13 protein-coding genes are annotated in these 14,059 nt (G+C 64.1%); 4 read left to right on the top strand and 9 right to left on the bottom strand.

Annotation, left to right across the window (positions count from 1 at the left end):
- Positions 1-14: 14 nt before the first annotated feature.
- Complete coding sequence (locus FE851_RS03580; protein ID WP_019051741.1) at positions 15-1,970, bottom strand: putative bifunctional diguanylate cyclase/phosphodiesterase; 1,956 nt, start codon at positions 1,968-1,970, stop codon at positions 15-17.
- A gap of 192 nt (positions 1,971-2,162) precedes the next feature.
- On the opposite strand from FE851_RS03580, the gene FE851_RS03575 reads away from it, so the two are divergent.
- Positions 2,163-2,837, top strand: a complete 675-nt coding sequence (locus FE851_RS03575) for a GNAT family N-acetyltransferase (RefSeq protein WP_145199859.1) — start codon at positions 2,163-2,165, stop codon at positions 2,835-2,837.
- Positions 2,838-2,901: 64 nt separating this feature from the next.
- Here FE851_RS03575 and groL read toward each other — a convergent pair whose 3' ends face one another.
- Positions 2,902-4,548, bottom strand: coding sequence for a chaperonin GroEL (gene groL / locus FE851_RS03570; protein ID WP_017184367.1), 1,647 nt, complete (start codon positions 4,546-4,548; stop codon positions 2,902-2,904).
- Between the two features lie 50 nt (positions 4,549-4,598).
- Positions 4,599-4,886 carry a co-chaperone GroES gene (groES, locus tag FE851_RS03565; RefSeq protein ID WP_007704439.1) on the bottom strand — a complete coding sequence of 96 codons (288 nt, stop codon included), beginning with the start codon at positions 4,884-4,886 and terminating at the stop codon, positions 4,599-4,601.
- A gap of 327 nt (positions 4,887-5,213) precedes the next feature.
- Between groES and FE851_RS03560 the strand changes: the two genes are divergently transcribed.
- Both FE851_RS03560 and yghU read left to right on the top strand, forming a co-directional pair.
- Positions 5,214-5,648 carry a universal stress protein gene (locus FE851_RS03560; protein WP_130752521.1) on the top strand — a complete coding sequence of 145 codons (435 nt, stop codon included), beginning with the start codon at positions 5,214-5,216 and terminating at the stop codon, positions 5,646-5,648.
- A 73-nt stretch (positions 5,649-5,721) separates the two neighbouring features.
- On the top strand, positions 5,722-6,591 hold the full coding sequence (yghU, locus tag FE851_RS03555) for a glutathione-dependent disulfide-bond oxidoreductase (RefSeq protein WP_145199856.1): 870 nt from the start codon (positions 5,722-5,724) through the stop codon (positions 6,589-6,591).
- A 22-nt stretch (positions 6,592-6,613) separates the two neighbouring features.
- Here yghU and FE851_RS03550 read toward each other — a convergent pair whose 3' ends face one another.
- Positions 6,614-7,225, bottom strand: a complete 612-nt coding sequence (locus FE851_RS03550) for an NAD(P)-dependent oxidoreductase (RefSeq protein ID WP_145199853.1) — start codon at positions 7,223-7,225, stop codon at positions 6,614-6,616.
- Positions 7,226-7,330: 105 nt separating this feature from the next.
- On the opposite strand from FE851_RS03550, the gene FE851_RS03545 reads away from it, so the two are divergent.
- A complete protein-coding gene (locus FE851_RS03545) occupies positions 7,331-7,723 on the top strand; it encodes a winged helix-turn-helix transcriptional regulator (protein WP_019051735.1) in 393 nt (130 codons plus the stop codon).
- A gap of 28 nt (positions 7,724-7,751) precedes the next feature.
- Here the strand turns inward: FE851_RS03545 and ligA are convergent, their stop codons facing one another.
- The 5 genes from ligA to FE851_RS03520 all read right to left on the bottom strand — a co-directional run bounded on the left by ligA (position 7,752) and on the right by FE851_RS03520 (position 13,967).
- Positions 7,752-9,863, bottom strand: a complete 2,112-nt coding sequence (gene ligA / locus FE851_RS03540) for an NAD-dependent DNA ligase LigA (protein ID WP_145204076.1) — start codon at positions 9,861-9,863, stop codon at positions 7,752-7,754.
- Positions 9,864-9,915: 52 nt separating this feature from the next.
- Complete coding sequence (locus tag FE851_RS03535) at positions 9,916-10,269, bottom strand: putative quinol monooxygenase (RefSeq protein WP_145204073.1); 354 nt, start codon at positions 10,267-10,269, stop codon at positions 9,916-9,918.
- A 120-nt stretch (positions 10,270-10,389) separates the two neighbouring features.
- Positions 10,390-12,054, bottom strand: coding sequence for a DNA repair protein RecN (gene recN, locus FE851_RS03530; protein WP_145199850.1), 1,665 nt, complete (start codon positions 12,052-12,054; stop codon positions 10,390-10,392).
- Positions 12,055-12,105: 51 nt separating this feature from the next.
- Positions 12,106-12,891, bottom strand: a complete 786-nt coding sequence (locus FE851_RS03525; protein WP_026149419.1) for an outer membrane protein assembly factor BamD — start codon at positions 12,889-12,891, stop codon at positions 12,106-12,108.
- Between the two features lie 56 nt (positions 12,892-12,947).
- On the bottom strand, positions 12,948-13,967 hold the full coding sequence (locus tag FE851_RS03520; protein WP_017184377.1) for a sensor histidine kinase: 1,020 nt from the start codon (positions 13,965-13,967) through the stop codon (positions 12,948-12,950).
- Between the last annotated feature and the right edge of the window lie 92 nt (positions 13,968-14,059).

Raw genomic sequence — 14,059 nt, 5'->3', positions numbered from 1 at the left:
CCTGCGGCGGCGGGTCAGGCCTGCCGCTGCGGCCGCTTGCGGATGACGGGGTCGGGGCGCTCCGCCCCTTCCAGCGGGCCGGCGGCAATCATTTCCGCAACTCGCTCGCTCGTCACCGGGCGACTGAACAAATAACCCTGCACGTTGGTAAAGCCAGCCTCGCGCGCATGGAGTAGCTGATCGGGCGTTTCGATCCCCTCGGCCACCGTGTCCATCGCCAGATCCCGCGCCAGATTGCCGATCGCGCGCACGATCGCCCGATCCTCCGCATTGGAACTGACCCCGGCCATGAAGCTCTGGTCCACCTTGAGCGTGTCGAAACGGTAGGAGCGCAAATAGGAAAGCGAACTATAGCCGGTGCCGAAATCGTCGAGCGCCAGCCGCAGGCCGATGCGCTGCAATTCGCGCAGGATCGTGTTGGTCTGGCCGCTGTCGTCCAGGAAGATCGATTCGGTGACTTCCAGTTCCAGCCGCCGGGCCGGTAGCCCCGTCTCCAGCAGCGCCGCAATGACATTGCCGGGCAGCTCGTGCGACTTGAGCGAGGCGGGCGAGATGTTGATGGCGATACGTACCTCGCCCGGCCAGGAGGCCGCAGCGATACAGGCTTCGCGCAGCACCCAGCCGGTCATCGCCTCGATCATGCCCATGCTTTCGGCGATCGGGATGAATTCGCCGGGCGAAATCGGTCCCAGCACCGGATGATCCCAACGCAGCAGCGCCTCACAAGCGTCGATATGGCCGCTTTCCAGATCGACGATCGGCTGGAAGAGCAATTTGAGTTCGTTGGTCTCCAGCGCGCGGCGCAGCCCGGTTTCAACCTCATGGACACGGTTGAAGCGTTCCTTGAGCGACCAGTTGAAGCTGGATGCGCGGTTGCGCCCTTCCCGCTTGGCTTCATAGAGCGCGAGGTCTGCATGCTGCATCAACTCGTCCATGTCGCGCCCATCCTGCGGCGCGACCGCAATGCCGATGGAGGCGGTCACCTGGAGATGATTGTCCGACAGGTCGAAGCCATGGCCGAAATAAGTGATGATTTCCTGCGCGATCGCCGCTGCGGTCACCCTGTCCGTATCGGGGCAGATGATGACAAATTCGTCGCCGCCAAAGCGCGCGATCCGGCCCCGGCCCTGCACGACTTCGTCGAGCCGCTCCGCCACGGCGCGCAGCAACTGGTCGCCGACCATATGGCCCAGCGAATCGTTGATTTCCTTGAAGCGGTCGACATCCATCCACAGGATCGCCACGGCGTCATTGCGCTTCTGGCTGGTTTCGAAGATGTCGCGCAGCCGCATCTGCATCGCCATGCGGTTTTCAAGGCCGGTCAGGCTGTCGAAGCGCGCGAGTCGTTCGAATTTTTCCGCGAGCAGCGATTTGTCGCGCTTGCCGATCAGCGCCTGGACGACGATTCGGTGCGTGGTCGAACTGATTTCGGCAAGACCCAGTACCATGGCGACCATGGCGATCGACAGGACACGATAGCCGGTCGATCCTTCCATCCACAGTCCGGTCGCGGTTGGCAACAGGGCCAGGCACACCTGCCCGATGGCGATCTGGACGCGGCCTGCATTGCGGCCGGAGATACCGCCGGCATAGCCCGTCGCCATCGACACGCTGAGCATGTGGATGACCGGATTGCCCGATCCGATCAGGGTGACAAAGCCCATCAGCCCCAGCAACCCGGCATAGGCCCAGGCGCCCAGCTCATAGGCCAATTCCCAGTTGCGCGACGCTACGGCAGTGCCGCGAACCAGCTGGCGATGAAAGAAAATGGCGGAAACGACGCGAAGTGCGGCAACGACGCACACGGCGATGACGACCGCGTGGATCGCGGCAAAATCGCTCAGGCTGCTGATGGCGATCCCCACGGCGGTGCCGGTGGCCGCGCCGATGGTCAGGGATGCAGGAGACGCATAGAGGGATTCGACCAGGCTCTGCCGCACGTCGGCTTCCTGGCCCGTCCGCTGCGCCATGCGCTTTTCCAGCAATGTCCTCAAAGCGCGCAAATTGGCGGGTCTCCGGTTCCCTGACCCGGTGTCGCATTTTCCCTTTATTTTTTGGTTAATGCCGCAGCAGCAGAGACAGAAAGGGAGAAGCGCGGCTTGAACGGGCCAGTCGGGCTGATATGCCACCCGCATCTTAGCCCATAGCCTGGAGCCTGCCCGATGCACCTGCTTGATCGACCCGTCTGGCACGCGCTTCGCAGCGGTTGGGCGGCGCTGGCGCAGGGCGATGGAGACGCGCTGCGGATCGATCCCGCCTATGGCCCCTTTGCGGCGAGCGCGGATGACGATGCGGACAGGCTGACCGCACTGGCGGCGCTGGCGACCGGCAAGAGCGAGATGTGGCTGGTCGGGCAGGATGTCGCGGTCGCGCCGCCGGGCATGACCATCGCGCGGACCGCGACGCTGGCACAGATGGTCGCCAAGGAGGTCATCCCTGCCCCCGCCCCGCCGCTTGAATGGAAGGTGCTGGACGAAGGCGATGCGGCGGATATGCGCGCGCTGTCACTGTTGACACGGCCCGGCCCATTCGGCCCGCTGACCCACAGGCTGGGCCGCTTCGTGGGGGTACGCGACCATGGGCAACTGGTCGCCATGGCGGGCGAGCGCATGCGCCTGCCCGGCTTTACGGAGGTCAGCGGCGTCTGCACCCACCCCGATTTTCGCGGACGGGGCCTGGCGGGCGCATTGATGCGGATCGTCATGCAGGCAATGCTGGACCGGGGCGAGACGCCCTTCCTGCACGCCTATGCCGCCCATGACCGGACGATCGCGCTCTATGAGACGCTGGGCTTTGCAGTGCGCGCGCAACTGCCGATGACGGTGCTGGTGCGCTGACCGATAGAAAAGGCCGGTGGATCGCTCCACCGGCCTCTTCCTTGTCATAGCGAAAGCGTTGGACTTAGAAGTCCATGCCGCCCATGCCGCCCATGCCGCCGCCGGGCATGCCCATCGGCGCCTTGTCGTCGGCAGGCACTTCGGAGATCGCCGCTTCGGTGGTGATCAGCAGGCCAGCAACCGATGCCGCGTCCTGCAGGGCCGCACGAACGACCTTGGTCGGATCGATCACGCCGGCTTCCACCAGGTTTTCATAGACGTCCGTCGAAGCGTTGAAGCCACGGGTTTCGTCATTTTCGCGCAGCAGGTTGCCGGCAACCACGGCACCGTCAACGCCCGCATTCTGGGCGATCTGGCGCAGCGGCGCTTCGATCGCCTTGCGGATGATGTCGATACCACGGGTCTGGTCGTCGTTCGCGCCCTTCATGCCAGCCAAAGTCTTGGTGGCATAGAGGAGAGCGGTGCCGCCACCGGGGACGATGCCTTCTTCAACGGCCGCACGGGTGGCGTGCAGGGCGTCGTCGACGCGGTCCTTGCGTTCCTTGACTTCGACTTCCGAAGCGCCGCCAACCTTGATGACGGCAACGCCGCCAGCCAGCTTGGCCAGGCGTTCCTGGAGCTTTTCACGGTCATAGTCCGAGGTGGTGTTCTCGATCTGCTGACGGATCTGGTCGGTGCGGCCCTTGATCGAGTCATGGTCGCCAGCGCCATCGACGATGACGGTGTTGTCCTTGTCGATGGTGACGCGCTTGGCCGTGCCGAGCATCGCCAGCGTGACGTTTTCCAGCTTGATGCCCAGGTCTTCCGAGATCACTTCGCCCTTGGTCAGGACAGCGATATCTTCCAGCATCGCCTTGCGACGATCGCCAAAGCCAGGGGCCTTGACCGCTGCGACCTTCAGGCCACCGCGCAGCTTGTTGACGACCAGGGTCGCCAGCGCTTCGCCTTCAATGTCCTCGGCGATGATCAGCAGGGGGCGACCCGACTGAACGACCGCTTCGAGGATCGGCAGGATCGACTGGAGGTTGCTGAGCTTCTTTTCGTGGATCAGAATGTACGGATCAGCCAGCTCTACAGCCATCTTTTCCGGGTTCGTCACGAAATAGGGCGACAGATAGCCACGGTCGAACTGCATGCCTTCGACGACGTCCAGCTCGAATTCGAGACCCTTGGCTTCTTCAACCGTGATCACGCCTTCCTTGCCGACGCGCTCCATGGCTTCGGCGATCTTTTCGCCAACCACGGTGTCACCATTGGCCGAGATGATGCCGACCTGGGCGATTTCCTTGGTCCCGGCGACGGGCTTGGAACGGGCCTTGAGGTCTTCGACAACCTTGATGACGGCCAGATCGATGCCGCGCTTCAGGTCCATCGGGTTCATGCCGGCGGCAACCGACTTCATGCCTTCGCGGACGATCGCCTGCGCCAGAACAGTCGCGGTGGTCGTGCCGTCACCGGCAATGTCGTTGGTCTTGGACGCGACTTCGCGGACCATCTGGGCGCCCATATTCTCGAACTTGTCCTTCAGTTCGATTTCCTTGGCGACGCTGACGCCGTCCTTGGTGATGCGGGGCGCGCCAAAGCTCTTGTCGATGACGACGTTGCGGCCCTTGGGGCCCAGGGTCACCTTGACCGCGTCGGCCAGGATGTCGACACCGCGCAGGATGCGCTCACGGGCGTCGCGGGAAAATTTTACGTCTTTTGCAGCCATGGGAAAAACCCTCTTTCTTGCAAATGGGAATAGTCAGGAAAAGGATCGGGTTAGGCGACAACGCCCAGAATGTCCGATTCCTTCATGATCAGCAGGTCTTCACCGTCGACCTTGACTTCGGTGCCCGACCACTTGCCGAACAGGACGCGATCGCCAGCCTTGACGTCGAGCGGGGTAACCTTGCCATCTTCGGCCTTCGAGCCGGTGCCGACGGACACGATCTCGCCTTCCTGCGGCTTTTCCTTGGCGGTGTCGGGGATGATGATGCCACCGGCGGTCTTAGCTTCCGCTTCGATACGGCGGACGAGAACACGGTCGTGCAATGGACGAAATGCCATGTTGATTGCCTTTCCCTTCTGTTTGGGATCGGTCCGGCGCGCGATCCGGGGATGAATCCCCCCGAAAACCGCACTCGCCTTATCCTGCTCCCGATAAACTGCGTCGCTGTTAGCACTCCTTGAAGGAGAGTGCTAGCGCGCCCTCATATGGTGCAACCAAAAGGCGGGTCAAGGATTAGTAGCGAAATTTTCGCGGTGATTTTTTCGGGCGACATGTCCCGTCTGTTGCGCATTCCGGCGAGATATGTCGCCAGCGCATTCTTTGATGGCGGTCGCATCGCTTTTCCGCGGTCCTCGTTGTCCTGTCATAACAGGAAAGGACAGAGGATGCATTTCGGCACAATCGTCGTCGCGGTCGACATCAACGATCCGGAAAATGCAAAGGCCGCCATTGCCAGGGCTGCCGCCATCGCCGGGCCGCAGGGGAAGCTGCACCTGCTCAACGTGCGCTACCACCTGCCGTCGCGCTATTCCGATCTGCTGGTTGGCGATTTCGATCAGCGGGAAGAAGATGAGGCCATGGCCGCGATGCGGCAATGGTCCATGCAGGCCGGACTGACCGAAGAGCAGGTCAGTTTTTCCACCCGGCGCGGCAGGGTGCGCGACGAAGTCATCAGTGAAGCGGAACGAGCCGGCGCGGATCTGATCATCATCGGATCGCATCAGCCATCCATGTCGTCGAAGCTGCTGGGATCGAACGCATCGGCCATCGTCCATCAGTCGCCGGTCAGCGTGCTGGTGGTGCGACATAGCGGCGGATAGAAAGGCGCAGCGGTTGCGGCACGGCGTTTGGCTTCCTACCTCCCGCGCGTAGAACAAGCTGGAGCCTGCGCGCATGACCGACACCTATACCCCGCCTGCCGTCTGGACGTGGGACAAGGCCAATGGCGGCCAGTTCGCCAATATCAACCGGCCCATTGCGGGCGCCACCCATGACAAGGATTTGCCGGTGGGGCAGCATCCCCTGCAACTCTATTCGCTGGCGACGCCCAACGGGCAGAAGGTCACGATCCTGCTGGAGGAATTGCTGGCGGCGGGGTTCAGCGCTGCCGAATATGATGCCTGGCTGATCAGGATCAGCGATGGCGACCAGTTTTCCAGCGGCTTTGTTGCGGTCAATCCCAACAGCAAGATCCCGGCGCTGATGGACCATAGCGTCTCCCCGCCGCAGCGCGTGTTCGAATCCGGCGCGATCCTGCTTTACCTCGCCGAAAAATTCGGTGCCTTCCTGCCGACCGATCCGGCCAAGCGCACGGCAGCGCTCAGCTGGCTGTTCTGGCAGATGGGCAGCGCGCCGCTGCTGGGTGGCGGCTTTGGCCATTTCTACGCCTATGCGCCGGAAAAATACGAATATCCGATCAACCGCTACGCGATGGAAGTGAAACGGCAACTCGATGTGCTGGACCGGCATCTGGCGGACAATGACTATATGGCGGGCGATGAATATAGCATCGCCGACATGGCCATCTGGCCATGGTATGGCGGCGTCGTGTTGGGCCGCGCCTATGATGCGGTCGAGTTTCTGGACGCGGGCAGCTATACCCACGTCCTGCGCTGGGCCAGGCAGATCGACGTCCGCCCGGCGGTGGCGCGCGGACGGATCGTCAACAAGACAAGCGGCCCGCTGAACGAGCAATTGCACGAGCGCCACGACGCGGGCGACTTTGCAACCAGGACGCAGGACAAGGTGGAGGGGGCGGCCTGACGCCCCCTCGCCTACCCCCGCATCAATAGCCGACGGTAAAGCGCTGGCGGCTGTGGCGCGGCGTTTCGATTTCATCGACCAGCGCGATGGCATAATCGGCAAAGGATATGCTGCTTTTGCCATCGGCGTCGCTCAGCAACTGGTCGGCGCCCAACCGGAAGCTGCCGGTGCGCGGGCCGACGAAGAAGAAGACCGAGGGCGACACATAGGTCCAGTCAATGTCGTCGACGCCGCGCAGATAGTCCAGGAACGCCTTGCCCCGGCTGGCTTCGGGCAGATATTCCTTGGGAAATTCCGGCGTGCTGATCAGCGGCACGCCCGGCGCCACCTCCAGACTGGCGGCGCCGCCCACGACCAGATAGCGCGGCACGCCCGACTGGCGCACGACGTCCACCAGCGAGGCTGGATCGGTATCGGAAAACATCACCGCGCTGACGACGACATCATGGCCGGTAATCGCAGCCACCAGCTCTTCGGGATGGTTGACGTCGCCCGCAACCGCAGTGATCGCGGCATGCTGCACCGCCTTTTCGGGATGACGGGCGATTGCCGTCACCTGATGCCCGCGCCGGGCGAGTTCCGCGCTGATTTCCTGCCCCGCACGACCCGTGCCGCCGATGATCGCTACTTTCATATCCATCTCCATAAGTGGTTACCAATGGAAACCAGATAGATAATTGGCTATCAGGGGTGCAAGAAGGCACTTTGCCTTCACCTGGTTACGTCGAGGATACCGCCCATGAGTGCCACGCCAACGCCGCGCATCGGCGACGCCTATAATCCCAACTGCCCGACGCGGCACATCCTCGACCGGATCGGCGACAAATGGGCGGTGCTGGTGTTGCTGAGCCTGAAGGATGGCCCCGTGCGCTTCAACCTGCTGCGTCGCCGGATCGGCGCGATTTCGCAAAAGATGCTGTCGCAGACGTTGAAGAGCCTGGAGCGCGACGGCCTGGTCAGCCGCGCCGCCTTTGCCACCGTGCCGGTGACGGTGGAATATCGGCTGACCCCGCTGGCAGGCGGGCTGATCGGCATATTGGACCAGATCACCGGCTGGGCCGAAGCCCATGTCGGCGACATCATGGCCGCCCGGCGCGCGCATGATGCAGGGGTGGAGGCGATGGCGGCTTAGGACCGCTCGGAACGAACGGCTGTCGGCTTCATCCCGCCGCCTTCACAATCTCCGCCCATTCCTCTTCGCTGATCACCTTGATCCCCAGCGCCGCGGCCTGCTTCAATTTGCTCCCCGCCCCCGGCCCGGCGACGACCAGATCGGTCTTGGCACTGACCGATCCCGCCGCCTTCGCGCCCAATCGTTCGGCCTGCGCCTTGGCCTCGTCGCGGCTCATCGTTTCCAGCTTGCCGGTGAATACCACGGTTTTGCCGGTGACGGCGCTGGCGGTGGTTTCCACGACATAGGGAGGCGGCTTGACTTCGGACAGAAGATCGTCCCAGGCCGCAACATTATGCGGTTCATGGAAGAAGTCGGCGAGCGCATGGCCCACCGCCGCGCCGACATTTTCCACTCCGATATGGTCGGCGATCGCCTTGTCGCGTTTGGCCGACGTGTCAAATGGCTGGTCGCGCAGAGTCATAATCTCTTCCGCCAAAGCGCGCACGGCCGGCAGCGTCGTATAGCGCTTCATCAGATCGCGCGCCGTCACCGCGCCGACATGGCGGATGCCAAGGCCGAACAGCAGCCGCGCAGCGTCCGGCGCACGCTTCGCCTCGATCGCGGCGAGCAGATTATCGACAGACTTTTCCTTCCACCCTTCCCGGCCGATCAGGTCGGGGCGGTGGCGCTTCAGGCGGAAAATATCAGCCGGTTCGGTAATCCAGCCAAGGTCCAGAAATTCCTGGATCGACTTCTCCCCCAGCCCCTCAATGTCGAGCGCGACCCGGCTGACGAAATGGCGCAGCCGCTCGAACCGTTGCGCCGGGCAGATCAGGCCACCAGTGCACCGATAATCGACCTCGCCCTCCTCGCGCACCGCCTCGCTGTGGCAGATCGGGCATTCGGGCTTGAACATATAGGGCGCGCCGGGGCGATCACGGTCGAGATTGTCGACCACCTGCGGGATGACGTCGCCCGCGCGCTGGACGATGACGCGATCGCCGGGCCGCACGCCCAGCCGGGCGATCTCGTCGGCATTATGCAGCGTGACGTTGGAGACGACGACGCCGCCGACCGTCACCGGGGTCAGACGACCCACCGGAGTCAGCTTGCCGGTGCGCCCGACCTGAATGTCGATCGCCTCCAGCGTCGTCTGCGCGCGTTCGGCGGGAAATTTATGCGCGATCGCCCAGCGCGGTGCCTTCGCAACGAAGCCCAGCCGTTGCTGCCAGTCGAGCCGGTCAACCTTATACACCACCCCGTCAATGTCGAAGGGCAGGTCGGCGCGCGCACGCTCGATGCTGCGATAATGGTCGAGCAGGGCTTCGAGCGTGTCGACGCATACCAGCCGGTCCGACACCGGCAGACCCCAGGCGGCAATCGCCTGCATCACGCCCAGTTGCGTGTCGGCGGGCAAGGCGCTGTGTGCGCCCCAGCCATGCGCCAGGAAGCGCAGCGGGCGGCTGGCGGTGACGGTCGCATCCTTCTGCCGCAGCGATCCGGCGGCGGCGTTGCGGGGGTTGGCGAACTGGCGCGCCTTGTCCGGATCGTCCGCTTGCTCCAGCAGCCGGGCGTTGAGCGCGGTGAAATCCGCCTTGGCCATATAGACCTCGCCCCGCACCTCGAACAGGTCGGGGATCGCGTCGCCCGTCAGCCGCTGGGGTATGTCGGCAATGGTGCGGACGTTCGCCGTGACATCCTCCCCCGTCGCGCCGTCGCCGCGCGTCGCGGCGAGCACCAGCTCGCCCTTCTCATAGCGCAGCGAACAGGACAGACCGTCAATCTTCGGCTCGGCGGTCAGTGCGACCGGCGCATCGTCGGGCAGCGCCAGGAAGCGACGCACACGGGCAAGAAATTCGGCAATGTCCTCATCGGCAAAGCCATTGTCGAGGCTCATCATGCGGACGGCGTGGGGGATTTTCTTGAGCGCGGAGGTGGGGGCCGCGCCCACCTGCGCATTGGGCGAATCGGCGCGGACGAGGTGCGGGAACTGGGCTTCCAGCGCGTTATTCTCGCGGATCAGCGCGTCATAGTCCGCGTCGCTGATTTCCGGCGCGTCCTGATCATGGTAGAGCCGGTTATGCCTGGCCACTTCGCGCGCCAGACGCATCAGACGGTTGGCAGCTTCGGCTTCGGAGAGAGTGGCGGGATCGGTCATAGGGGTGGACATAACCGCTGTTATGCTCCGGTGAAAGCGGGCGCGCGCTGTTTCAGATGCCCGCCACCGGCACCGTCTCGAACCGCTGTCCGAAACCGGCGATGATCGGGCGGGCCTTGGCGATGGCGGCCTGCACGGCGGGCAGTTTGAGCGAGGCCATGTGGTTGTCGCGATTGTCCCACACTTCGGTGATCCACAGCGCGTCGGGGTTGGCGGTATCGAGCGCAATCACATAGGACAGGCAGCCGGGCATCCCGGTCGTGCCTTCGCGCAGACAGGTCAGCAATGCGTCGCGCTTGCCGGGTTTGGCGATCATCTGGCCGATCAGGCCGTAGCGCGGCTGGGCCGATTGCGCGGTGGCGGGGATGGCGCTGGCGGCCATGGCGGCGGCGGTCAGGCCCAGCATGTCTCTGCGGTTATGGGTCGTCATGCTTTCCCCTGCCATGCCATTGTCCGTGTTCCCGCGCAGGCGGGAACCCAGTTCGGAGCTTGGGACTGGGTTCCCGCCTGCGCGGGAACACCGGCACTAAACCCGCTCCAGCAACCGTTCCGCCTGCGCGCGCGCTTCCGCAGTAATTTCCGCGCCCGACAGCATCCGCGCGATTTCCTCGCGCCGTTCCGCGTCGTCCAGCGCATGAACGCCCGTCCGCGTCACTGTCCCATCGCTGGACTTGGCGATCAACAGATGCCCCGCCCCGCGCGCCGCGACCTGCGGGCTGTGGGTGACGACCAGTATCTGGTTGCTGCGCGCGAGACGCGAGAGCCGTTCGCCAATGGCGGACGCCACCGCGCCGCCCACGCCCCGGTCGATTTCGTCGAAGATCAGCGTATCCGCCCCGCCCTGCTCCGCCAGTGCGACTTTCAGCGCCAGGATGAAGCGCGACAATTCGCCACCCGACGCGATTTTCGTCAGCGGGGCGAAAGGTGCGCCGGGGTTGGTCGAAATCTCGAATTCGACCCGGTCCATGCCCTGCCCGCTCCATTGCCCCTCATCCAGCGGGGCGACCACGGTGCGGAAACGGGCGGCGTCCAGCTTCAATGGCGCGAGTTCCGCCGCGACCGCCGCGTCCAGCTTGCCCGCGGCTTGTTGGCGCTCGTCCGACAGCCCCTGCGCAGCGGCGCGATAGGCCGCCGCCTTCTTGGCGACGTCCGCCTCCAGCGCGGCGATATGCTCCTCCCCACCCTCGATCGCGTTAAGGCGCGCGGCCATATCGGTGCACAGGTCGGCCAGATCATCGGGCTGCACCTGATGCTTGCGCGCCAGGCCGCGCAGGTCGAACAGCCGGGTTTCGATGTCGTCGAGCCGGGCGGGATCGAAGCTCAATGCTTCCGCGACCTCGGCGAGCCGGTCCTCCGCCTCGCCCGCTTCCACCACCGCGCGGTCCAGCGCTTCGAGGACAGCAGCCAGTCGCTCATCCTCCGCGGCGATCCGGTCCAGCCGCCGCGCGGCCTGCCGCAACTGGGCAAGGCCACCGTCGGAGCCGGTCAGGCAGTCGGCAATCGCCGACAGATCGTCGGTCAGGCGCGCGCCCTTCTGCATCGACGCGCGTTCTTCCGCCAGCGTCGCTTCCTCCCCCGGTTCGGGGCGAAAGCGGGTCAATTCATCGACGGCATGGGCCAGATAGTCACGGTCGCGCGCCGCTGTATCGACGGTCGCACGGGCTTCGGCCAATATGCTCGCCGCCTTGCGCCAGGCGCCATATGCCGCGCCGACCGCGCCTGCATCGCAGCGGCCATAGGCATCGAGCAGCGCGCGATGCCCCCGCGCGTTGAGCAGACCGCGATCGTCATGCTGGCCGTGAATTTCCACCAGACACCCGCCCAGTTCGCGCAACAGCGCCGCCGAGCAGGCTGAATCATTGACGAAGGCGCGGCTCCCGCCATCGGCCTTCACCGTCCGGCGGATCAGCAGCGGCTCGCCCGGCTCCATTTCGATACCATTGTCCGCCAGCAGCATCGCGGCGCGATGACCGGCGGGCGGTGGGTCGAAGGTCGCGGTGACGCTGGCCTGCGCCTCGCCAGTGCGGACCAGCCCGCTATCGGCGCGGGCGCCGAGCGCCAGTCCCAGCGAATCGAGCAGGATGGATTTGCCCGCCCCCGTTTCCCCGGTCAGGACGGACAGGCCAGCGCCAAAATCCAGGTCCAGCGCCTCGATCAGCACGACATTGCGGATGGACAAGGCGCTCAGCATGACGCGCTTCTACCCGTCAATGCACAAAAGGGGAACAGGCAAGAAAGGCGACTACGCCGTGCCGCCATGTTCCTGCATCAGCTTGTAGCTGCGCGTATACCATTTGGTGCCGGGATAGTTGGCGCCCAGCACGGCCGCGGCCTTGCGCGCTTCGTCGGGGATGCCGAGCGAAAGATAGGATTCGACCAGCCGCTCCAGCGCTTCGGGCGTGTGGGTCGTGGTCTGATATTTATCGATGACGGTGCGGAAACGCAGCGTGGCGGCAAGCCACTGGCCACGCCGCTGGTAGAAACGGCCCACTTCCATTTCCTTGCCGGCCAGATGGTCGTTGACCAGATCGACCTTCAACCGGGCATCGGCGGCATAGCGTGTGTCGGGATAGCGGCGGATCAGTTCGCCCAGCGCGTCGAGCGCCTGCTGCGTGATTTTCTGGTCGCGGCTGACATCGGCAATCTGCTCATAATAGCAGAGCGCGATCAGATAATAAGCGTAGGGCGCGTCCTTGTTGCCGGTATGGATCGACAGGAAGCGCTGTGATGCCGAAATGGATTCGGCATAGTCACTGTTCATATAATAGCTGAACGCCGACATGAGCTGCGCCCGGCGCGCCCAGGGCGAATAGGGATGCTGACGCTCCACTTCGTCGAACAGCGCGGCGGCGAGCTTATACTGGCCGCGATCGAGCCGGTCCTTGCCGCTATTGTAGAGGGTCGACACGTCACGGGCGACATATTGCGTGTCGGCCTTGTTCTTGGACGTCGCGCAACCTGCAAGCAGGGCGGCAAGCAGAAGCGGGGCGGTGGCCGCGCCGATGCGCGTTACGGTTTTCATCAGCATGGGGCGGGTCATAGCCGAGCGGATCGCTGCCGCCAAGCGGCAGAATGGAGTCAGGATCAACAGGCGGTCCGTGCAGGCAGATCGAGCCGCGCCACGGCGCCGCCATTCGCGCCCGGCGTCAGCGAAAAGCGCCCGCCCAGTTGCGCCGCCAGCGCATTGGCGATGCGCAGCCCCAGCGATTCGCTGGAATCATGCTGAAAGTCCGGGGCAACGCCATGACCGTCATCGACGATGCGCAGCGCCAGCGCGCCCTCCACTTCCTCCAGCATCACCGCCACCTTGCCGGGCCGGTCGGGCAGGCCATGTTCGATCGCATTGCTCACCGATTCCGCGACGATCAGCGCCAGCGGCACGGTGACGGACGGCTCGATCGCCAGCCCGTGGGGCGCTGTCACCGCAACATCAATGTCGGTACGGCCACTCGCTTCCAGCACGTCGGCAGACAGCGCGGTCAGGAAGCCGCGAATGTCCTGCCCCTTGCCTGACGGATCATAGAGCGCACGGCTGATGCGGCCCACCAGCGCCAGCCGTGCCGATGCATCGTCCAGCGCCTTGCGCGCCACATCATGATCGACATGGCGACGCTGAAGCGCCAGCATGGCCGCGACGACCTGAAGATTGTTGGATACGCGGTGCTGGAGTTCGTGGAACAGAAGCTCCCGGTTTTCCGCCAGCGCACGGCTGCGCTCGCGCTCCACCGCCAGATGAAAATTGGCGCGCTGCATGAAATGAATCAGCATGATGTCGACGGCCACCACGCCGATATAGAATAGCATGGCGACGGCCACCGCCGGGTTCATGACGAAGCTGTAGAATGGCGCGATAAAGACATACCAGGATAGCAGTCCGCAGAATATCGCCGCAAAAATGCCCGGCCCGATTCCGAACAGGAAGGATGACAGAATGACCGCCGGGAAGAAGGTGACGAACGGATAGCCATTGGGCAGCAGCGGTTCGGCCGCAATCCGCAGCAGCAGCGCCGCGCCGGAAAAGAGCAGCGTCAGTCCATAGGCATAGGCTGGCCGGTCGAGGACGAGCGGAAGGCGTTCGACAAAGCGCGCATTGCTCCGCTGCATGGATGTTCCCCAAATGATCTATCGTTACAGTAGCAGAACTTTGATTCTATGCCTTGATCGAAATTAGTCCATTGCGCGCCCGACATAAAAAA

It is taken from the genome of Sphingobium sp. B2, assembly GCF_007693735.1.
GTDB classification, from domain to species: Bacteria; Pseudomonadota; Alphaproteobacteria; order Sphingomonadales; family Sphingomonadaceae; genus Sphingobium; species Sphingobium xenophagum.
Note: the sequence above shows the minus strand (reverse complement) of the source record. Positions and strands in the feature narration are given on the sequence as shown.